This is a genomic window from Methylophaga pinxianii (assembly GCF_020447225.1).
Taxonomy (GTDB): Bacteria; Pseudomonadota; Gammaproteobacteria; order Nitrosococcales; family Methylophagaceae; genus Methylophaga; species Methylophaga pinxianii.
Genome location: NZ_JAJAEO010000141.1, coordinates 1 through 20,866, shown reverse-complemented (window position 1 = coordinate 20,866; position 20,866 = coordinate 1). Strand labels below are relative to the sequence as shown.

Genomic DNA, 20,866 nt, shown 5'->3' with positions numbered 1-20,866 from the left:
TGCATCACTTGACTTGAATTTGAGCGTATTCAAGTCTGAACCTTTCGTGGTTTGGTTGCTACCAGCTGAAATAGAAGCGGCTTTGTTAATGAGTGAGCCAACAGCTGATTGAGAAACGCTTCCCACAATACCGTTTGCTTCAACCCAAGGGTTATTTCCGACACCGTTATGGGCACTCACGACTAAATCAGGGTTGTGGTGACCGATTTTTGGGGATGTTTTGACTCTGCATTTATTGCCACATTTCAGCCAGAAGCACACTCCCACTAATTGATAGTCAATACAGGATGCGCTCATTGCAGAAGCCACAATCTCTGCCGTGTTAATAGTTTTGGTTTCTGCAAATGCAGATACTGAAAACAAGGATGCAAAAGTAAAGGCAAAGATGGTTTTCATTGCTGTGCCACCTGCTCTTTGTAGATGCTGATAGCTTTATTCACATCATGAACACCAAAGATGACATGCTGGCCGCCGTTAAAGACAATGGCAGGTATTTTGTCGATCTCGTATTGCATGGCTTTTAGCCCGCCTTCATAGGCCTCCATAAGCTGTTGCTGAATGGCATTACCGCGCTGTTCAATTCGCTGTTTGGCTTGTTGTTGAGCAACAGCGGGATCATCAGAAAGTCCTTCGCTTAACATATTCTCAAAGCTTTCAGGAGCACTGAGATCATAAGTTTTAACGGTAGCGACCCTCTCCGCTATTTGTACATTAACAAGCCGCGTATCTTTATCGTAGAAAGCTTCTACGAGAAGCTGGTTCGCGCTTAAAGAGCTTGAGAAAAGAGTTAAGGCAAAAAGAGTGAACTTATGCATGGCTAGCCTCCAAGCTATGTTTGCGTCGTGCTTCTTTGATTTTCTCAGCGACTATTTCAGCTGCCCCAACCCGGTCACACCCAGTCTCTTGCATGATTTCTCGCCGTTCTGCTTTTTCGTGTTGCTCAGTCATGGCTAGTGATAAGGCGATTGCAGGTGGAATTGCTCTGAAAAGCGGATCGAGTGTATCGGTGAGAATGACGCCTTCGGTGTATTGACCTGGAGATTTACGTGCCGCCAGCAGCTTTGCTTCCTGCTCTTTGGTGAGATCTTTGAAGCGTGCAATCTGAGTAACTTCATCGCGTGGCATAACAAGGCAAATCCACCACTCAAGCATGGCCAGCATTCGGCGGCTGTCGTCCGGGAAATCCTCAAGGTTTTGCGTAGCAATCCAAAACCAAGCGCCCAGTTTCCGCCACATTTTCACGATCTTGATGATGTATGGGGCCAAGATGGCGTTTTTGGTGATGATGTGGCCTTCGTCCGTTAGCATCAGCGTTGGACGGCCTTCATGCTGTTCACGCTCAACGAGTGCATGTACATGGTTCATCAGGCTCATGTAAGCAACCGTTAGCTTATCTTCATAGCCTTCACGGGCAAGAATCCCCATATCGAAAATAGTAATATCAACGTCTGGCCACTCTGTACCTGGTCTGTTGAAAAGTTTCCCTTCGACGCCGCCACAATACAGCTCCATTGCATCGGCCATTTCAATGGCACGAGCCGTTCTGTTGTGGTCTAAGTCTTCTGTGTGGCGCATGGCCTTAACGACATCTTCTGTCAGCACATGGTCACGGCCAGCATCTTTCACGGTCTGGGCTGCCCGATAGATGGCTTTTCTGATCACCAGCCTGTCAGCACGATGTAGTAAATCGTCTTCTTTTTTCTCACCGCCGGTAATCATGACGCGAGCGGCCAGTTCCATTTCACCTAAGTAATCGCGATCTTCATCCTCATCATCAAGGCTGACCTCCTCGCCATATTCATCTGTCACAATTTCATCTTCTGTCAGATCGAGAAGTTTCATGGCATTAGTGAATGGGGGCAATGAAATGTCCGCGCTAGGCGTTACTGACATCTGATTGACCGTCAAGCCGTGCTTTGCCATGTATTCACCAAGCAGGCCGAAGGAGTCACCGGCTTCGACGATGAATATTCTTGGACGATGTACAGCGGCAATTTTCATTACAGCGTCCACTAAGGACGCCGATTTACCTGCCCCTGTTGGACCGATAATTAAGGCATGGGCATTCTTTTTGCGATCCTGATTATTAAATGGATCGACAAGAAGTGGTTCACCGCCACGATTGAAATACATCAGTCCAGGATGGTCTGTGCCTTTCGACCGACCATACACAGGTAATAGTGATGCAATGTGTCTTGAAAAAACCAGCCTTGAGCGACGCTGTTTCTTTTGAACCATTAAGCTATCAAACTTCATGGGCAAACTGCGGATATACATATCCTGCTTAAGCAGATCTTGGTTTTCAGCAATCGGTTGCAGGTTGTTGCTGAGTAGCAGGGACTCAATTACAGAAACGGCGTCATCGAGCTTTTCAAGATCATCTGCTCGCGTTAAAAAGCTGATGTAAACTGGATAAAGCGTGTTGTTCTTGGCTAATTCATGTTGTGCTGTTTTGGCTTCTTGCTGGGCTATTTCTGCTTCAGCATTGTCTCCCACTGCAGAGCGCATTATCTTGCCTAAATGGTTAAGCACCTGGTCCCGTGGTTTGACTTCAATGCTCATTGACATCACTGTGCCTTCAGGCATCCGGTCAAACATAGCAAAGGTGTGTTCACCGGCGCTGCGCTCAGCTGTGAACACGCCATTTTTCGGTACACGGCGTAATGCTTGAACACTGACCGCTGTGTGCGGCATCCCATCGAAGTACCAGATCCCTTTTTCGGCATCTGAGCTTGGGCGAGATAGAGATAACTGTTCGGCGAGATCGTATCCGTATGCGAGATCATCATCGCCCGGATAAGGTGCAGCTTTGAGTAATTCCTCACAGTCACCTTTGGTTAATACCGGTTTAGGGTTTAACCAGCGTAGCATCCACTCATACAGTTCTTTACCACCAGCAACAGAGGTTTTAACCCCAATACCCGTAAACTGAGTCATAAGGCGTTTGCGAATTCTGCCAAGCTCACGCACATCTCTGTCGTAGTCGGACTTGTAGTTTTCTGGGAAATACCGATAAAGGCACATACGCACTTTGCGTCTTTTACCCTGCCAGCGACCACCAGTAACCACTTCATCATGAAACAAGCCGTTTGGCTGGCCTACTTGGCGTAAATGCTCATCCATAACGTTCAGGAAGTGCTTTGTGTAAGGTGTGCCTACAGCCCGTGGGTGTGCATACTCTCTAATCTGGTCAGTAAGGGTGCGAACGCTTAGTTCATCCTGAACAAAAAACTGTAATGTCCATGGTGCAATGTTGTCTTCAGGAATCGTTTCAGTGATTGTCGCTTGAAGCTTGTCCTGAATTTCGAGAATGTAATCTTCTGTTTTTGCTTCGACACCTACAGGTTCAATCTCGAAAAGCGCACCTATCCCCTTTCCATCTTCAAGAAGAAAGACCTGGTTCTCGCTGTCATACTCTCTCCACGGGAGAAGGTTCGTAAACGATGGTTGCTCACTGTAATCCTTGCGAACAGCCTCTTTAGTAAGCGGTGGGATAGTAGGTGTTTGGCTCTTAGCAAATAAAGTCTTTAGCATTACATTTCACCAGGCATTGCATATTCAGTACGTTCGTATAAAGGAAAGGCTGTCGAATAGCCGGGAACTGGCAATCGTGAAGCTGTTGAGAGATGTGGGTATACGAACATCACAAGAGTTGGATTGGGTAATCTCGGAAACTGTTGTTGGATTTCATGGTTTGCGTCCCGTGTGTATCCCTCCAGATCGGCATCATGGTTTCCTGCCTGTCTTTCTCGAATACCTGCAAAGGCAGACTGTCCGGTTGATGTGCCGGCAGATAAATTGTTTTCGTGATTGCGATAGACCTCTTCCATTGTTGGGCCTGTCTGAGGCAGCAAGTCATCTTTCGTTTGAGATGCACAAGCTGACAACAGACTAATCAAGGTAACTGTGACTGTCTTGGCTACTGTTACGCGCATGTCTTAATTTCCTGCCATTTGGTTTGTAATTAATTGGTAGTTCAGCGTCGATGTGGATAGCGACATTTGAGCCGGTATCGACGTAGATCACATCAAATGATTGTTGTTGACGTTCCTGTAGCCATTCGCTGATAGCGGATGCTCCACCAGATAGGGTTTCAAAGCCGGAGTTACGGACTGCATCTCCAGTCACAGAAGATGTTGTGTCTCCTTGAGATGAGACGATGCGAGTTGTTTCTGAATCCGCAACAGCCTTAGCTCCAGCTTCCACACCTTTTGCAAAGATTGACCCTGCAAGAAATTGAGCTGCGTTAGAGATTCTGCGTCCTGAAACACAAGGGATGCCCCGCTTATCAGAAATCCATGCAAGGCGATTGATAGTGCCAGTGCTGTTATTGTTTTGAAGTTCTTGGTCACCAACGCTCAACGTTTGGATTGTTCCATCATCAAAAACATAGGTAACAGAGGTCATATCGGCCCGCACGCATGAAAGCGTCCAGTCACCAGTTGCGGTACCTGAGAAGATCATGTGGTTCACTTCTGGCAGTTCCATACCATTTGCTGTCAGGTTTTCACGTCCAACAATGACTTTGACAGGATATGGATCTTCAACCGTTCCATTGATAGGTACGCGTCCCATCAAAGCGGTCATTGCTGTTGAGCCGATAAATGTCGAGTTACGTGGAACGGTGTAAACAGGTTCAATAATGATTTGCGGATTTGAACCGCCCGTAATGGTTTGGCCAACGCTGTTGTCCAGTGCGCTGGTATCACCAAGTATGTCTGTGGCAGAGGCGGCTGAGTCTGAAGGAGAGAAGGAGGTATCAAGCATCCCGCCTTCATCCGGTATAGCACTATCAACAGGTTCTACCCATACGTCAGCTGGTGGCTGGATGTCAGGGATTTCAAAATCTGTGTCAAAGTCTAGCTCTGGTGGCGGTGTTTCGTTCTGACGTTGGGTTAATAAATCTACACGTTCCATCAAGACATCAAGAGTAGAGTTAGTATTCGTGTTCTCTGTGGGACGTTTTGCAAGCTCCTCTTTAATCTGTGCTTGTTCAGCCATCAGCCTGTCGTTTTCTTCACGCATTTCCTGAACCAGGGATGTCAGGGTACGAAGCGTATCTTCAGTCGTGTCACCATCTGGAACCAGTTGGCCACTAATTCTTTCTTGCATCTCAGTGGCAGCTTCTTTATCGGAATTATTGGCAACCACAGCAACCACTAGCACCACAAGACCAATCGCAATGATCGGTATCAGTTTGTTTGTCTTTTTTTCAGCCACTAGAAAGAATCCCAGAAAGGTCTATCAGAAATAAGATAAACAGCGGTTGTGTCTGTTATCTCACCTGAAACACCTAATGTTGCATGTTGAAAGGTGGCCGCTAACCATTTGCCCCGAATATCGCGTGGATCAAGGATTACTTTTTCTTTCTGTTTGTTAACCAGTTTTACGGCAGTGATATAAAGGCCAGCATTTGAGAAAGAAATAACTGGCGTCATTTCTATGATGTGGCCACGTATCAGGTGGGTGTCAGCTTGTTGTGCCACATTAATTCTGTGCATACCTTCTGGCACATGTATGAGTCGTTCCGGCGCATAGAGATGCTGTGCGGCTACGCGTGTCAGCGTTTCGTATCCATGTCGGGTAGGTTCTTGCCTACCCTGGCTTGCACCGGTTGAAGGTGCAGAGCTGGATTGTGTTTCCGGAAAAAGTACGGTTACTTGCTCATCTGTACCTTGCTGTTCACTTGAAGACAGATGAATCACTATGGTTTTTTGTGTGGCTACGTCCTGTACCAGAATGCGTTTATCTGTAAATTCTTCACTCGCCTCCCAGTAGATAACGCCATTAACTGATAGCGTGGTGAGCGTGTTTGCAATGGCTGCAGGGATTTTTGCTCGAACGCTTTTTGATGGGAATACCACCATCTTTTCAGTATTGGGCTTTAAAATCACTTTAATAGGCGTTTTATCCCAAACCACTTTTTCATCAGCAATAGCCTTAGAAGGGATAAAGGCAAGTGCAAACAGAACCGTGAAGATTGATATTAGCCGCTTCATTATTCATTTACCGTAGTCGTAATTCGTGTTGGATTGCCATGAAAACCGTTGAGCATTAGGCCCCAGGGATTAAATTCGAGACTGATATCGCTTCTAACCACGTTGATCGGGTAGCGAATATCGACTGTCTTGATGTCAACACCGCGATGCGTTTCTTTGATTCTGAGGTCGAGCCAGACAACGAAGTTGTTTTCATTAATGATCTCTACCCTTTCGTCGTCGTAGGCCATGTCATTAATTAAAGTGACTGTTCTCGTTCTTCTGTCTAATTCCCCACGGCCACTGCGGCGCAGAATGTCCTCCTTCAACCACTGAGCGAAACTGGGAGTTATATACGCAGCCAGCTCATTTACACGGGCTGGATAATCGACTGAGCCATCATCAAGCCACGTATTGAGGTATTGAAAGATACTGACAGCGAAGCTATAAGCAGTGGTCGCGGGCACTTGATTTAGTGTGACCGTTGAACCAGAGCGCAGATCGGGTGGCAGATATACCCTTTGCACTTCACGCGCTTTGTTGGCTGACATCCAGAACAAAATGCAAAACAGAATCAGAACACCAATGACCACACGTAGCGTAATGATGTGTGACTTCTGATTATCTATCTCGCCTCTATATTTACTCCCCATCTGTACGTCCGACTCCCCAGGTACCTGAATATCGAATGATGCGATTGTTCTTCGTGTTCGTTTTCACGCGCAGGAAGACATCACGTAGCATTAGGTAATGTTGATAGTAGTAGTCAGGTCGGCCTCGTTTTATTCGTTGAAACAAAGAGCCGCTGACCAAGATAGTCAATAAGAGCATGAGCATTGCAGCGCCCATGCCCATCATGGTTTTGCCCAGAATGGTTGCTATGGTTAAGCAGACAGGAACCCAGAAAAGCGCCCCGACTTTTAAAACCATGCCCAGCTCTGAGTTTGAGAGGCCACGGAAAATCGGTGGCTCGTTATTGAGCCGGTCAGCAAGAATTTCTGCTGAGTCGTTCATTGGATTACGCCAGCTGCTTGGGCAAGCATGTATGAAACAAAGAGAAATACCGCTGCGCCGCCGATGACTGTCACGCCAACTTCACCCCATTCTTTTCGTCCCTGACGTGCCTGGTTAATATCGGCCAGTGCAATCCATGAAAGCCATAAAAAGCCACAGACTGATATCGCCAGTCCTACGAGAAGTGTTCCATCTTTCAGATAGCCTTTAATGACTTCCAGCCAGTTGTTACTGTCCGGGTTGTTTGATGGTGGCGCTGCCGTTGGCAGTCCGGCGTAGACTTTTTGGCAAAGTAAAAGATAAAGGGCTGATGCTGTTGAAACGAATTTTTTCATTGGTGTGTCCTCGCTAAGAAACGATATAAAGGGTGAGTGAAATAAGGACGGCGGCTCGAACGGCACTTGTGAGTACGTCGTAGAACGTGACATCGTTTTTTTTGGATGCCCACTGTTCGTAATACGAAAGCGTGACCCAGGCACTCCAAAGCATGATTGATACGACAACAAGGCCGCCAAGCAAAAGGGCCATGTCAGTCATAGAAACGCCAGTAGCATTCAGGAAGCTTTGAGCTTGTTTTGAATTCGCTTCCATGACTTAACGCCGGTAATCGCCAGATAACGGTGCATAGCTTCGTGGTTCGATGGTTGGGCCATCCAGATGTTCTTGTATACCAAGACGCATCATTAAGAGATCTTTACGAAGCTGGTTGTATTGGAAGCGGATACGGCTATCGGGATTTGCACGTCCTTGAGCTTCATCAACGAGTGCGCTTAGTCCGTCTAATTCATGAACCAACTTTGCCAGGCTTTCTCGCTCTGCATAGTTGCTGGCACTGGCAGTTGTAGAAACAACGAAGGTAGCAATTAGTAAAAGGGGCTTTAGCATTTTGGTCATTTCTCACGACATTAATTTTGTGTGTGAGAAAGTCTGCCCAAGCCCCTCGTTCGAGACAATGAATAACCGGATATTGGTCCAAGCCGGTTATCAAATATACTTCTTGAATAGGTAGGTAACCATGAAAATACCAATGCCAAAAAGCAACGCAAATGGCAGTATTACGGCGTTTGGGTGAATAGATACGGGGAAAGCAAGATACACAACCCAGGGAGCGATGAAGCATATTGGTATCCAGCGTTTTGCGTGATGGTACAAGCTTGCGTGCTCACGACCTACTGACCATTTTCGTATATCGCGCTGAACCAGACCCTCAACCGAGCCAACAACAGCAAATATAAAAAACGCCGGTAAAGCAAGTGTTAGGATGGCTAGCCGGATAGCAAATACTTGTGTCACATAAATAGCCGCCAAAACATGCTCTGCGATGGTTTTGGTCACTTTCCCTGCACCGGTGTCCTGAAAGATTTTCGTAATAGCACCCATGATTCCTGTTTTGACATACATGGCATTGTGCATTTTGGCTGCAATATCCTCTGCATATTCAACTGGCCTTTGCACCAGCAAACTTTTCTGAAAGTCTTTGTTTAGGTAGGAAAGCTCTGTCTTGACCATATTACGGCTATGGTTGATACCCTCATCTCGCCATGTTGTATTCATGCCTACCCACTCAATGATGATAGACATAAGCAATGCCAGTAAAAGCCAGACAATCATGGTCATAATTCGCGAGATCCATGTGCTGATAAAGCCTTTATTGGAACGAGGGTGATTATCTTTTTGGGCCATTTATTCCATCCACCATGACTCGCCTGTACGGTAAGAGGCAGACATGTCCTCTGCCATTTCATCAAAGTTTGAAGTCATATACAGATCGTTTTTGGAATCCGCCAGCGGAACCCTGATTTTCCAGAGCTGACCGCCACCTGTCAGAATGAATGCCTGCCCTTTCGGCAGTGCCATAATCGTGGCGGGTGACAATAGCGGTGCTTCGGTGAAGGTGATACGGTCTTGGGCGCTGGATGTGAAATCAATGTCTGTATCAATGTCTACATTGTCAGAAGACCCCGTTACTTCTGTGGCCGCTGCCACTTCAACCATAGGCAGCTGCTCCGTAAATAACTCTGCTGTAGCCAGCTCTTTTACGCGGAAGGTGACAATGGTTCCAAAGTTACCCAATGCCTGACCGGCTTTGGCCTGATCGCCAAGTTTTACAATCACGTCTGACATCGTTTGGGTATAAGCGGTTATCTGTAAGCCTGCACCACCACCCTTGTTGAGCATAGGCAGGAATTCATCCCCCATAAGCTCATTCACTTCATCAGCATGAATGTTTATCGGTGTTTTGCTACCAGACGAGGTGTCCTGGTTATGAAAGCCGAGTTCAGTGCCATGCTTATAGATTTCACCTGCAGTCGAAACCAAATCGGCAAACATGGTGTTACCTACTGTGCCAGCGATAGCCATGTCCTGTAGCGCGTCCAGGCCTATGTAAACGACTTTCTTCTGCCTGATGACCTGTCCCCAGCTAAATACTGGGCGATTGTCACCAGAGTCGTTATAGGCAGGTGAAATAAGCTCCGCAATCCGCCCGGAGATGAGTTTTTCAAGTAATGGCAGACCACTGGCCACTATTTTATCGAAATAGGTCTTATCGTATTCAAAGGTAGAGCGAAGTCCCATTGCGACGGCATCGAATAGCTTTCTATCCTGTGCATACTTGATCATGGCATTGGCCCTTTTGTTTTTGCCACGCAAGCTCATTGGTAACATTTTGTCGTTCAGGTTTTCTGCAATTTCCTGAACATGTTTCTGCCAGTCCGGATCGCCAACGCTACTCAGCCAGACTTCGTAATAATCAATGAGTAGGTCATCAATGCTTTGTATGTGCTGTGCTAATTGGGCATAGTCTGGTCTGCGGCCTAGTGCCACCAAAGCCTGAGCAATGATGTTGGTGAAACGCCAGAAGAACTCTCTAAACACATTAGAACTGCCGCCACTATCGAGCTGGTTTGCGGTTCTGGTTGCCACTTCCGTCACACGACTGAAATGGCCAATACCATTGTAACGAGCTGAAATGTCAGGAAAGCCCAAGTGGAAAACGATTAAATCATCCTCTCGCCCCGCCGCTTTACATTCAGCGATAACTCTTCGCATGAGCTCTGCATCGCCCTTCGGATCGAACACAACGGTAATGTCACCACGGCGAATATCCTGCGTAATCAGTATTTCAGCAAGACGGGTCTTACCAACGCGGGTGGTGCCGAGCACAAGTGTATGCGCATTTCTTTCAGATAAAAGCGATACAACTGGCTCTTCGTACCCACCAACCCCATGTATCTGAGGTTCACCCCCAATGGGTGGCAATGGTCTGACTGGATTATATCTGGAGTCACTATTGAGAAGTTCAGCCACTTTTGAGAGATGCGGTGATGACTCCCACTCTAACTCTTTTCGCCTTGCCAAATTGTAGAGAGGACCGGGGTTGATGTATTTGCTGGCAGCTGGATCGCGAGTGTCTTTTAGCCGCTGGGCATGTTTTTGCCCCCACCTAAAGCCTAGACCATAGAACAGATACTTTCTGCTAACAGGGATATCGCCTGGTGCCATTTTGAAGAGTACCTGACGGCGTAGCCCTTTCTGATATCTTGCAAGCTGCACGAAGTCTCTGAAGTTACGGTAAGCGTTGTAGGTAAGAATACCTCCTACCCCGTAGGCTACTGATGGGGTCATCATGAGCGACCACGGCGCTAAAAACGCCATCACTGCACCGGTGGCAGAAATGGTGGCTGACCAGATCTCAACCTTTGGTCTGAGAAGGATTTCCAGCGTATGTTTTTGCTTCATTGTGCAATCTGCGTTCGAGTGATGAGGACGGGGTAATGTTTAAGGTTAAATTGTTTAGCCAGGTCACTACCCGAAGCAGGAGAAACTTGAAGTCCTTCTGCAGCACGAATGACCGCCTGAAGATCTGAGGCGGACGCTGAGTTGACTATCAATCCAACTGCTCCAGCCTTAATTAATGCTTGCCTGTGTTTGCTTAGCCACTGGATCGATACATTGTCAGCACCAATCAGGAATAAAGGGCTAGGCAAATAAGGAAGCGATACGGTGCGCTTCGTTACCCTACCTACAGTCAGTTCTGGCGTGCTTGGCGTGGCCAGTTTTGCAATGTTTGGTTTTTGTTTCGGGGCAGGTTCAGATTGAAGTGATGAAAGATACTTGTCTGAACTAATGGTTCGTCCTGAGTCAAACAGTACTGTTGGTTGTGCATGAATGGGAGTACTGCATAAAAACAGAAGTGATAATGCGGGTAGTCTGCTCATCAATGTTGCGCGGGAAACCCCGTCCTTTTAAGGCGGGGAGGGATAGCGCGGCGGCGTCAGCCGCCCCTGTTCCCGCTCCTCCGTTTTAAGTTGGTTGCTATCTTCACATAAATAACACTAAAGTGTGAAATATGACGAAACGCGCCTATAAATATCGGTTTTACCCAACCCCCGAACAGGCTGAGCTGCTGGCTCAGACCTTCGGCTGTGTGCGTTTTGTCTATAACTCGATACTGCGCTGGCGTACCGATGCCTTTTATCAGCGTCAGGAAAAAGTCGGTTATGTCAGTGCCAACGCCCGACTGACCGAACTCAAGAAAGATCCTGAGCTGGCGTTTCTGTCTGAAGTGTCGTGCGTCCCCTTGCAGCAATGCCTTCGTCACCAGCAAACCGCCTTCAAAAACTTCTTTGAGGGCCGCGCCAAGTACCCGGCATTCAAGAGCAAACGACACCGCCAGTCGGCGGAGTTCACCCGCTCGGCCTTCAAATACCGGGACGGCAAGTTGTATCTGGCCAAGAGCAAAACCCCGCTGGACATTCGCTGGAGCCGTAAACTGCCCGGCGAACCCAGCACCGTCATCGTTTCCAAGGACTCGACAGGCCGCTACTTTGTGAGCTGCCTGTGTGAGTTCGAACCCAGCAAGTTGCCGGTTACCCCCAACATGACAGGCATTGATCTGGGCCTGAAAGACCTGTTTATCACCGACCAGGGTGAACGGGTCGGCAATCCCCGCCATACCGCGAAATACGCCGCCAGGCTGGCCATGGCACAAAGACGACTGAGCAAGAAAAAGCTCGGCTCGGCCAACCGTGCCAAGGCCCGGCAGAAGGTGGCGAAACTTCACGCCAAAATCTCCGATTGCCGACAGGACAACTTGCACAAGCTGTCCCGCAGATTGATTAACGAGAACCAAGTGATCTGCGTCGAGTCCCTGAAAGTGAAAAACATGATCCGTAATCCGAAACTGAGCAAAGCCATTGCCGACGCCGGTTGGGGCGAATTCGTGCGCCAACTGGCGTACAAGGCAGAGTGGGCCGGGCGCTCACTGGTCGCTATCGACCAGTGGTTCCCCAGCTCCAAACGGTGTTCGGGTTGTGGGCACACCTTGTCGTCGCTGCCGTTGTCGGTCAGAAAATGGAACTGCCCCGAATGTGGCGCAAACCATGACCGTGACCACAACGCCGCAACCAACATTAAAGCCGCCGGGCTGGCGGTGTTAGCCCTTGGAGAGAATGTAAGCGGCATGGGGTCAGTCTCCATGTCCTGTTCTCGGTGAATTGGGAATCCCCTTCCTTTAGGGAGGGGAGCAGTCAATTTGTTGCCTCTAAATAAGCAAGCACATTTTGCTGATACCGTTTGGCGCGAGCCGCCCGTTCAGGAGTGTTGCTTCTAGTGTGGTATTCACCAGCACAGTAGATCCAGTCTGATTTCCGGTCATAACACTCGCGCAGGATTCTGGCTCCCGTCTGAATATTGTATTGAGGATCTAATGCTCTCCAGGGATCAATTAGCTTATCTTTATGCCAATACCAGTTCGTCTGCATCAACCCGATATCGACTAAAGTAATATCGTTTGCCAGCAACAGCATAATGGCTGCATAGGCTTTTTCACGAGTTGGGAAGTAATAGCCTTTACCACGAACATTTATCGTCCATGGCCAGACACGTTGAATTTTGGGGTTAGTGCTTTCTGCGCGAGAGATGGCATAAAGCAGGTTGGCCGGAACGCCCTCCTCTCTCGCAATCTTTACATAAAGTGTCGGTATTTTCGATGTGGACTTTGTGTTCGCTTCTGCCTGATATGAGAATACAAGGCTAGTCGTTAGAGCCAGACATGCGATTAATGATTTCTGGAATATCTTCGCTAAGAATGTGCATGTGAACCCAGATCCGGTTCTTGTACTGATGCTGCATTGGGGAAGCAATAATGAATGCATCTTCTTTGATACCAAGGAAGATACATTTGTCATGCAGGCTTGCCACCAAAATGGCGTGCTCTGATGAAAAGTCGGGATACTTTGATTGCAAATAGTTGAATATTTGCTGTTGTAAATAGATTTTCTCGCCATCGGATTTTTTGGCAAGAGCAGAAATTTGAAACTTCCAGACATAGAAAGAACCTGAAAGTTGTTCGACTATCCTTCCCCAGGAAAAACTGTATGCACCGACATTGGCAGCATCAACAATACTGGTTCCATTGTTGATTTTAGTGTCTGACAATTGCTGCTCGACTTCACCATCGAGAAATCTCTGATAAGCATTCAAGTCAATTGGCGTCGCATCTGATGTCATATAGATCGGTTGAGGAGAAAGTCATATATTATTCTACTCTGTTTACCCCTCCCGTGTTGTCAACTTTAAATGTGGCTGGCAATTGACCTTCATCAAGCTGGTACTGCTTCATGAGAGACTGTCCATGATTTAGCGTAATGCGACGGCTTCTTAAGAGTTCAGCATCTATTCTGTTCTGCATTGCCCATTGACGAATGACACTGTTTTCTTTGTCGCTTGAGTCACTAAAGAAAACATCCAGCTGAATGCTTCTATCCACCAGCATGGTGATGAGTAGTTGTTGGATCTTTTTATCGCATGAATCACAGCCGGATAGTTTGGTAGCAAGAATCATCTTCTTTTTTGAGGAACTTGCTGATGGCTGTGATGACTGCTGGGGCGTTACCGGTAATTGAGACTGAATTTGAGCAATATCAATTAATGCTTTATCACCTTTATCTCTCCATGCCTGATCATAAGCACGCTGAAACGCAAGGACCCGCTCTGTATCTTGCTCCATCATGTCAGCCCACATACGGGCGTACTTTTTACGCTCTGCTTCATTTTGAGCGTGAATGCCAAGTACTTCCAAGGGTGATATGGTGTCTGGGCTGATACTGCCTCTAATGCCTTCCATTAGATCTTCATATCGAGCGTACTCAGCTGCAGATAGCCCCCATTGAATATGTTTTTGCTCGGTCTGAGTTGCTGATGACTCAGTTACGGCGGAGCGCGTTTCGGTGGTCGATGCAATGTTACCGGCGAATACCGTGCTACTGCCCATTAAAAGCACTAACAGTGCTGTTTTATTAAATGCTAAGTTCAAAGCTCTCCCCTTCTTGGTTTTTGACCACGATGCTGTCTTTGCTGATGCTTTCTAATCTCCAGCTACCAATTTCCTCGTTTGATGCGAGCAAATGTATTTCACCTGCATACTCAATTTGTGCAAAACGTTGGCCACCCCATGAATCAATACCGATCAGGTTGAGTTCATCCGTTTTTCGATTGATCGCAGGTTTGGCTTGTGCGTTAGGCGCAGCTTGTTGAGTGGCTGGTTTATTGTTTGAAGGCTTGGGTGCGCTGCTGGTGGTAGGTGCTGTTTTTAATGCTGCCAGCTCCTTTTTTAGGCCATCTAAAGAACGCACTAGGTCATTGAGTTTTTCAACGCTCTGAGCATGTAGCTCTATCCCGCTTTTCACTACAGTGATTCGCTCAGACTCATTTGCTTCAATTTCTTGAAGCCTGGATGCTATCTGACTAACTTCATCTTGCAGATCGGCGTTTACCGTTTCTGAGTTTGAGATGGGTGCCTGCAAATTTGGTTGTGCTGGTGGCGTGATGACGATCGCGTTGTCGTCATTCTCCATTGCAATCAAGTCAACATCGGTTAGTGAGTCTTGGTCTACGGATGGTATTTCATCCTGGACCGGGGCTTGATCCACTGACTCATCAATCGCTATTTGGATTTCGGCGTTCTCAGGCTCGGTCATGACTGGGATTGAGTCGGTAATATCAATTCCCGGTTCAACGGTAAATTCGTTGTCTTGCTCTAGCATCAAGGCAGCGGTACCGAGAACACCGACTAACGCTACAAGGCCAACGGCTTTGAGCCATATCGGCGCAGATTTCTTTTTACCAAGATCGCTTGGGATCTCACCTTCAAAAATGTCATGAGGTTGAGTATTTTCAGTCATTATTTAAACTCTTCAACAGTATCGAATGCGATTAAACGGTGTACAGGATCGACTTTCATCCAATACGCCTTACCAACGAGCATCATCAATGCATCTTTAAGCATCACGGGACCGATTTTGCGATGTGAGTGGGGCAATGGTTTGCTCATGAGTTGTTTTACGTGCATGCCCTGCTTGCTGGGGGCCGCTAATGAAAATCCACTACGCATGAGTAGAAACTCCATTGCTTCTCCAACGGTTTTAGCTCGTGAGGGGATTTCTGTGTCTATGACTACTTCAAGCAGGTTTTCTTGCTGTCTGGTATTTATCGCGTCGGCGTTTGAATAGCGACCCACTCGTATTTGTGTGGCTGACGGTGGTTCGTAGTCATAGCGTTCGATAAAGATATCGGTTGCCGGCAATGGTGCTTCGGCAACTTCTACAGGTTTCACCTGTTGATTAGTACTTGGGAGGGTTATGCAGCCAGTTATAAACACTGGCAAGAGAGTAATAAGTATTTTTGTACGCAAGATGCTTCTCCATCAAATTTGCGTACATATTGTTAATCTGTGAAATTAAAAACAACGAATAACCGGATATTGGTCCAAGCCGGTTACCAAGTTGTCACTCTTTCAAACTGTGGGATCTCGTTTTTAATCATCTTGGAGAGGTAAGGCCAAATATGTCTCAAGGCGATGTCATCTATGGCTTTGCTGACAGCTAGACACCTTTTGGGAAGTGGCTCACCTTCTGTCTCGTTCCATGCGTAATAGAGTGCTTCGTGCTCTTCATCGGTTAGTCTGCGTGGCGGTCCGCCTTTCGTAACCGGAACACCCATTGCTTTTCGCATATCGATGAAAACTGCCTTACCCATCCCGGTAAGTGCATTTATCATAGGGAAAGAGGCATCACGTTTGATGAGCGTTCTTAAAAGCTCTGTTTCTAATTGTGCTTCTTCAACCTGGCTAAGTGCCATTTCGAGTTTGAGTGAGTTAGCTGTTATCTCGTACCAGATAATGCCGGTCTTAACGACCGCAAGGATATCTAGCAAGCTATAAGAGGCAAGAATGGGTATGAATTTTGGACTGAGATTTAAGTTCTGGAAAAGGAATCGATACTCATCAGGATCGGATGCGTGCGTAGCGAGGTTACTTAATAAAGTGTTCGTGATATTCATGTCCGGAATGTCACCAAAACGCCTCTGTTGCTTACTTCCACGCTCTATTGCAATAGACAGCAGTTCCTCATCTATTGTGATGTCAATGATGTTTTGGAAACTACAGAGTTTCAGAAGATAGGCGTGTGGCAACCTTGAAATGCGGTCAGCCTGTTCAGGCAATAACCCCATATCCGTAAGTTGTTCAATATCGACATTATTTGACGCATTCGTTAGCTTGGTCAGGAAGCTGTACGTCATTGTCTCGTAAAGGCTTTTCACCGCCCTACTCCTCAAAAAACTCTAATTCCTGCCTACATCCTTGGACCCAGGCTCATTATTTCACCGGGCTATTTAACAAAGTTATGTGCATGTTTTCAATGGTTAATATTTCAAACCTTGTTTAGTGTGAACTGGTTCTCACAAAAGGTCTTTCACACGTTCTCCACACATATATAAGTTAGGCATGTTGTACCTTTACGACATTCTAACTCCCTCATATTCATGTGGCATGACCAGAATGCGCAAATCTGGTTATGGAAATATAGTAGTAATTCATATATTTAAGTACCTATATCACTATGGTCTTGGTTAGTCTAATACCCCAGACCTACTCTGGTCATCCATATTCACCATCCATAACAATCAACGGGTTTGCCTTTCCCATTATCATTAATAGATAGCTATCCGATAGCATGTAGATAGATAAAAGATAGCATCGAGATAGCTATCAGATATTAGATAGATAGCAAATAGATAGCAACGAGATAGCTATCAGATATTAGATAGATAGCTAACAGATATTAATACGCTATCTATAATGACTTATAGTAGATATCCAGTAGCTAGCTAGATAGCTATCAGATATTAAATATTGGTTTAGTATAGGATAGCTATTAGATATCTAATAAGTATTAGATAGCTATCCGGATATTTAGTGGATATCTATTTTAAGATGATCTAAAATCTGACGTATGGATAGCTATCTGTTATCTGGATAGCTATCCGATATCTGATTAATATAATGAGGAAATTGCTTATGCCTACAATTGTAATGGCGAGTTCCAAGGGTGGAGCAGGTAAGACTACTGCTGCCGTTACTTTGGCTGGGGAATTAGCGCGTCAAGGTTTAGAGAAAGGGGTCAATATTGCATTAGTTGATGCAGATCCAAATAAACATAGTGCTAAATGGGCTAAGAAAGGTGGTTGCCCCGAGAATCTGACTTTGTATGAATCAGATGAAGCCAGCATTATTGATGATATTGAAAAGGCTGAACAGGAAAACGCTTTTGTTATTGTCGACCTTGAGGGTACAGCAAGTATTGCAGTGGCAAATGCAGTAAGTAGGGCAGATCTGGTTATTATTTTATGTCAGGGTTCACAGAATGATGCTGATGAAGCTGTAAAAACAATTAAGTTATTACGTCAGCAAGGAAAAGCATTCAGAAGGGATATCCCATATTCAGTCCTATTTACACGAACAAGCACAGCGATTGTGCCTCGTACCTTGAAATTCATTGTCAGTCAGTTTACAGAATCAGGTGTGGATGTATTCAAGGTATCCTTAATAGAAAAGGATGCATATAAAGCCGTCCATTCGTTCGGTGGAATTGTTAATGACTTAGATCCGAAAGAAGTATCAGGTATTGAGGTCACGGCAGCTAACGCAAAAGCATTCGCTGAAGAGGTTAAACGTAAGCTTAAAGAGATAATGTCAGGAGGTAGTGATGGCTGAGCGAGCTGGATTAGATTTAGATGATATCAATGACGATGAAATAGATATTGCCTCATTAACAGGATCAAAAAATCCTAAACCAAAAGTTGATCGTAAAGAGTTAAATAAAGTCTCTGAGGAGGCTGGCTTTGTAAGTCGTCAGGCTCCAAGACACCGGAGGAGGGGAGGGCGGACTGCTTATACTCAACAGAAAAACTTTAAGATGCGGCCGGATATGCCAGAATTATTTGCTGATGTCGCTGATGGCCTTGGTATAAAGGACTACGAATTATTGGAAATGGCTTTCCAGGCATTGTTGACGAAGCAAAAAATGAAGGAAGAATTGGAGAGATTTAAAACGATCACCTCATAAAAGCACTAAGTAGGATAGAGGGGTGAGTGGTTATGGTTAGAATTAATTTATAAAGGGCTGCTATGCAGCCCTTTTTTTATGCGATTCTTTGAGGTAGTCAATGTGTGTGGCATCGGTGGTTTCGGTTTCTGGCAGTCGATTTACCTGGAGCTGGCCAGCAAGCCGATAGACCTGATCCATGGTCAGTTTATCGCGAGGGAAAGACTCGATATAGTTACGTAACTCACTACTTTTTACGACACCAGAAGGGCGTTCAGATTTGAATGCTGCATCTCCCGAGAAAGTCACCACGTTGATCATATCATCGTGTGAATAACCAGTGATGGCTTCAATAGCCATTAAGTGGCTAAAGTTCTGCCTGATAGGATTCTGAAAGGTATGCTTATCGAACGAAGTGTATTGGTACCAGTTTTTGGAGTCAGCAGTACCTACAATAGAACCACGATAAAACTTAGTCTCGATGACAAATAGGCCGCGTGACGAAATCAGAACATGGTCAACCTGGCTTGTACCTGCACGGTTATCTTTATCTAAGAAGGGGAGGGTGACGTTAGAGAGTAGGGCGTAGTCATTGCCAGACAATGAAATGTTCAAAACATCATTAACGATCTGCTCACCAATATGCACAGCATAATTATTCTGAACTTCGGGCGGAATCACTCCAACTCCTATGTGATTAATTAGATCTAATAATCATTTTTGATATAAAAAGTACATATATTCACATTTTCCGCACCAAAATTATTTAAATGGATGTAATGTGCATTTGAGCTCAATAATCGAGTTAAATGATTCTGGCTAAACTTGGTAGTCGCATCTTACAAGGCGAATCATCCTATAATAAATTATGTATTCAGCGTGGAATAATGAATGAAATCAAACAATGATGGGCTTGATTTAAATGAAAACTCGGCACAACTACTCGATCTTGTCGTCAAGCATTCTTTTGATGCCATTATTAGTAAGGATTTATCAGGAAATATACTAAGCTGGAATAAAGCTGCTGAAAGACTTTTTGGTTATACCGAATCAGAGATTATTGGCCACTCAATCTTGACGCTTTTTCCAACTGATCGAGTTCATGAAGAAGCCGATATTATGTCTCGCATTCATTCGGGTGAACTAGTCGAAGAATTTGAGTCTGTAAGAGTGAACAAAAATGGGAAATATATCAATGTCTCTATCACTATCTCACCTATAATAAACTCTGCAGGTTACGTCATCGGTGCATCCAAAATTGCTCGGGATATTACAGCTCGACTGGAAGGCGAAAAAAAACTGAGTCATTTCAAATCAATTGTTGATTGTTCCAGTGACGCCATCATTAGTAATGATCTTAATGGTGTTATCACCAGTTGGAATAAAGCAGCAGAGAGAATATTTGGCTATTCAGCTCACGATATGATCGGTGAGTCCATGTTGAAAATCTACCCGGAACATACAATTCATGAAGAAACTGAATTTTTAAAACAGATTATCGCGGGTAAGCAGATCATAAATGTTGATACCCAGCGTCTGAGACACGATGGCGAATTAATTAATGTTTCAGTAACCATTTCACCGATAATTTATCGAAATGAAATTATAGGTGCATCATCTATTGCCAGAGATACAACCAAAATAGTTTTGGCACAGAACAAAATATGGCGTCAGGCACATTTTGATGCCTTAACTCAAATACCTAATCGGAAATACTTTTTAGAACAGCTTGAGAAAGTTATAGCGAGCTCACTAAAAGAAAATGAACATTTCGCCATCATGTTTATTGATTTGGATAACTTCAAATTAATTAATGATACATACGGCCATACTGTTGGTGATGATGTTATTAAACATGTAGCCAACGTTATCAATAGCATCATCAGGGAAAATGATATGATCGCCCGTCTTGGCGGCGATGAATTTGTCATTCTGTTGCCTATTGTGGAAATAGAAAGTGAAATATATCGCTTAGGTGACAGAATCATCTCAGAATTAATGTCACATAATGTGCTTGATAACCATCAAATCATTATTACCGCTAGTATTGGCGTATCTATCTATCCCGAACATGGTCAAACCAAAGAAGAATTAATGCGAAGAGCGGACCATGCAATGTATCAATCAAAAGCACTTGGTAAAAATCAGCTGAGCATATTCTCAGACAAACAGACTACTGGCAGGAGTAGTTATTCCTTAATTTGTGATTTACAACAAATCGATTGTGAAGATGAAATACAGATTATTTATCAACCTATTATAGATGTCGAGTCAGAGAGAATCATTAAGGCAGAGGCGTTAGTCAGATGGAGGCATCCTAAACATGGCCTTCTATGTCCTGAAACTTTCCTCTATCTAGCGGAAGAATATGGAATTATTCATAAAATTGATGAATGTGTTGCTAAAAAAGCGTAAGCGTTGACGCGTTACACCCTAGACAGCCTCGCTGACGGCTGATTGTCCAAGATCAATATTCCAGGGCAACAA

The 20,866-nt window shown here is 45.4% G+C and carries 24 protein-coding genes and 1 pseudogene; 4 read left to right on the top strand and 21 right to left on the bottom strand.

The window, feature by feature from the left end; translation table 11 throughout:
* From LGT40_RS02900 to LGT40_RS02835, 14 genes and pseudogenes are all read right to left on the bottom strand, one after another.
* Positions 1-396: pseudogene (locus LGT40_RS02900) on the bottom strand (TraU family protein); the annotation flags it as partial.
* A complete protein-coding gene (locus LGT40_RS02895; protein ID WP_226069854.1) occupies positions 393-815 on the bottom strand; it encodes a TIGR03757 family integrating conjugative element protein in 423 nt (140 codons plus the stop codon). The pseudogene LGT40_RS02900 and the gene LGT40_RS02895, both read right to left, overlap by 4 nt.
* Positions 808-3,534 carry a conjugative transfer ATPase gene (locus LGT40_RS02890; protein WP_226069855.1) on the bottom strand — a complete coding sequence of 909 codons (2,727 nt, stop codon included), beginning with the start codon at positions 3,532-3,534 and terminating at the stop codon, positions 808-810. Before LGT40_RS02890 ends, LGT40_RS02895 begins: the two co-directional genes overlap by 8 nt.
* A complete protein-coding gene (locus LGT40_RS02885; RefSeq protein ID WP_226069856.1) occupies positions 3,534-3,935 on the bottom strand; it encodes a TIGR03751 family conjugal transfer lipoprotein in 402 nt (133 codons plus the stop codon). The genes LGT40_RS02890 and LGT40_RS02885 overlap by 1 nt, the downstream gene beginning before the upstream one ends.
* Positions 3,892-5,220: a TIGR03752 family integrating conjugative element protein gene (locus LGT40_RS02880; protein WP_226069857.1), complete on the bottom strand. Its 1,329-nt coding sequence runs from the start codon at positions 5,218-5,220 to the stop codon at positions 3,892-3,894. Before LGT40_RS02880 ends, LGT40_RS02885 begins: the two co-directional genes overlap by 44 nt.
* Entirely contained in the window at positions 5,220-5,999 is a 780-nt protein-coding gene (locus LGT40_RS02875) for a TIGR03749 family integrating conjugative element protein (protein WP_226069858.1), read from the bottom strand. Before LGT40_RS02875 ends, LGT40_RS02880 begins: the two co-directional genes overlap by 1 nt.
* Positions 5,999-6,631, bottom strand: a complete 633-nt coding sequence (locus LGT40_RS02870; RefSeq protein WP_226069859.1) for a PFL_4703 family integrating conjugative element protein — start codon at positions 6,629-6,631, stop codon at positions 5,999-6,001. The genes LGT40_RS02875 and LGT40_RS02870 overlap by 1 nt, the downstream gene beginning before the upstream one ends.
* Positions 6,621-6,992, bottom strand: coding sequence for a TIGR03750 family conjugal transfer protein (locus LGT40_RS02865; protein ID WP_226069860.1), 372 nt, complete (start codon positions 6,990-6,992; stop codon positions 6,621-6,623). Before LGT40_RS02865 ends, LGT40_RS02870 begins: the two co-directional genes overlap by 11 nt.
* On the bottom strand, positions 6,989-7,327 hold the full coding sequence (locus LGT40_RS02860) for a TIGR03745 family integrating conjugative element membrane protein (protein ID WP_226069861.1): 339 nt from the start codon (positions 7,325-7,327) through the stop codon (positions 6,989-6,991). Before LGT40_RS02860 ends, LGT40_RS02865 begins: the two co-directional genes overlap by 4 nt.
* Positions 7,328-7,340: 13 nt before the next feature.
* Positions 7,341-7,583 (bottom strand): TIGR03758 family integrating conjugative element protein, encoded by a 243-nt coding sequence (locus tag LGT40_RS02855; protein ID WP_226069862.1) that lies wholly within the window; start codon positions 7,581-7,583, stop codon positions 7,341-7,343.
* Between the two features lie 3 nt (positions 7,584-7,586).
* Positions 7,587-7,877, bottom strand: coding sequence for an integrative conjugative element protein, RAQPRD family (locus LGT40_RS02850; RefSeq protein ID WP_226069863.1), 291 nt, complete (start codon positions 7,875-7,877; stop codon positions 7,587-7,589).
* A gap of 99 nt (positions 7,878-7,976) precedes the next feature.
* Complete coding sequence (locus tag LGT40_RS02845; protein WP_226069864.1) at positions 7,977-8,675, bottom strand: TIGR03747 family integrating conjugative element membrane protein; 699 nt, start codon at positions 8,673-8,675, stop codon at positions 7,977-7,979.
* On the bottom strand, positions 8,676-10,733 hold the full coding sequence (gene traD / locus LGT40_RS02840) for a type IV conjugative transfer system coupling protein TraD (RefSeq protein ID WP_226069865.1): 2,058 nt from the start codon (positions 10,731-10,733) through the stop codon (positions 8,676-8,678).
* Positions 10,730-11,212: an integrating conjugative element protein gene (locus LGT40_RS02835; RefSeq protein WP_226069866.1), complete on the bottom strand. Its 483-nt coding sequence runs from the start codon at positions 11,210-11,212 to the stop codon at positions 10,730-10,732. The genes traD and LGT40_RS02835 overlap by 4 nt, the downstream gene beginning before the upstream one ends.
* Before the next feature lie 131 nt (positions 11,213-11,343).
* Here LGT40_RS02835 and LGT40_RS02830 point away from each other — a divergent pair, with 131 nt between their 5' ends.
* Positions 11,344-12,489, top strand: a complete 1,146-nt coding sequence (locus LGT40_RS02830) for an RNA-guided endonuclease InsQ/TnpB family protein (RefSeq protein ID WP_226069867.1) — start codon at positions 11,344-11,346, stop codon at positions 12,487-12,489.
* Between the two features lie 34 nt (positions 12,490-12,523).
* Here the strand turns inward: LGT40_RS02830 and LGT40_RS02825 are convergent, their stop codons facing one another.
* From LGT40_RS02825 to LGT40_RS02800, 6 genes are all read right to left on the bottom strand, one after another.
* Positions 12,524-13,138, bottom strand: a complete 615-nt coding sequence (locus LGT40_RS02825) for a transglycosylase SLT domain-containing protein (RefSeq protein ID WP_226069877.1) — start codon at positions 13,136-13,138, stop codon at positions 12,524-12,526.
* Positions 13,029-13,505 (bottom strand): hypothetical protein, encoded by a 477-nt coding sequence (locus tag LGT40_RS02820; protein ID WP_226069868.1) that lies wholly within the window; start codon positions 13,503-13,505, stop codon positions 13,029-13,031. Before LGT40_RS02820 ends, LGT40_RS02825 begins: the two co-directional genes overlap by 110 nt.
* A 28-nt stretch (positions 13,506-13,533) precedes the next feature.
* Positions 13,534-14,310, bottom strand: a complete 777-nt coding sequence (locus LGT40_RS02815; RefSeq protein WP_226069869.1) for a TIGR03759 family integrating conjugative element protein — start codon at positions 14,308-14,310, stop codon at positions 13,534-13,536.
* Positions 14,294-15,178, bottom strand: coding sequence for a hypothetical protein (locus LGT40_RS02810; RefSeq protein WP_226069870.1), 885 nt, complete (start codon positions 15,176-15,178; stop codon positions 14,294-14,296). Before LGT40_RS02810 ends, LGT40_RS02815 begins: the two co-directional genes overlap by 17 nt.
* Positions 15,178-15,687, bottom strand: a complete 510-nt coding sequence (gene pilL2, locus LGT40_RS02805) for a PFGI-1 class ICE element type IV pilus protein PilL2 (RefSeq protein ID WP_226069871.1) — start codon at positions 15,685-15,687, stop codon at positions 15,178-15,180. Before pilL2 ends, LGT40_RS02810 begins: the two co-directional genes overlap by 1 nt.
* A gap of 83 nt (positions 15,688-15,770) precedes the next feature.
* Positions 15,771-16,595 (bottom strand): STY4526/YPO1902 family pathogenicity island replication protein, encoded by an 825-nt coding sequence (locus LGT40_RS02800; protein WP_226069872.1) that lies wholly within the window; start codon positions 16,593-16,595, stop codon positions 15,771-15,773.
* Between the two features lie 757 nt (positions 16,596-17,352).
* Here LGT40_RS02800 and LGT40_RS02795 point away from each other — a divergent pair.
* Both LGT40_RS02795 and LGT40_RS02790 read left to right on the top strand, forming a co-directional pair.
* On the top strand, positions 17,353-18,048 hold the full coding sequence (locus LGT40_RS02795) for a ParA family protein (protein WP_226069873.1): 696 nt from the start codon (positions 17,353-17,355) through the stop codon (positions 18,046-18,048).
* Positions 18,041-18,400, top strand: coding sequence for a hypothetical protein (locus LGT40_RS02790; protein WP_226069874.1), 360 nt, complete (start codon positions 18,041-18,043; stop codon positions 18,398-18,400). Before LGT40_RS02795 ends, LGT40_RS02790 begins: the two co-directional genes overlap by 8 nt.
* 60 nt (positions 18,401-18,460) lie before the next feature.
* Here the strand turns inward: LGT40_RS02790 and LGT40_RS02785 are convergent, their stop codons facing one another.
* Positions 18,461-19,060 carry a nuclease-related domain-containing protein gene (locus tag LGT40_RS02785; protein WP_226069875.1) on the bottom strand — a complete coding sequence of 200 codons (600 nt, stop codon included), beginning with the start codon at positions 19,058-19,060 and terminating at the stop codon, positions 18,461-18,463.
* Between the two features lie 210 nt (positions 19,061-19,270).
* On the opposite strand from LGT40_RS02785, the gene LGT40_RS02780 reads away from it, so the two are divergent.
* On the top strand, positions 19,271-20,794 hold the full coding sequence (locus LGT40_RS02780) for a sensor domain-containing protein (protein WP_226069876.1): 1,524 nt from the start codon (positions 19,271-19,273) through the stop codon (positions 20,792-20,794).
* Positions 20,795-20,866 lie beyond the last annotated feature (72 nt).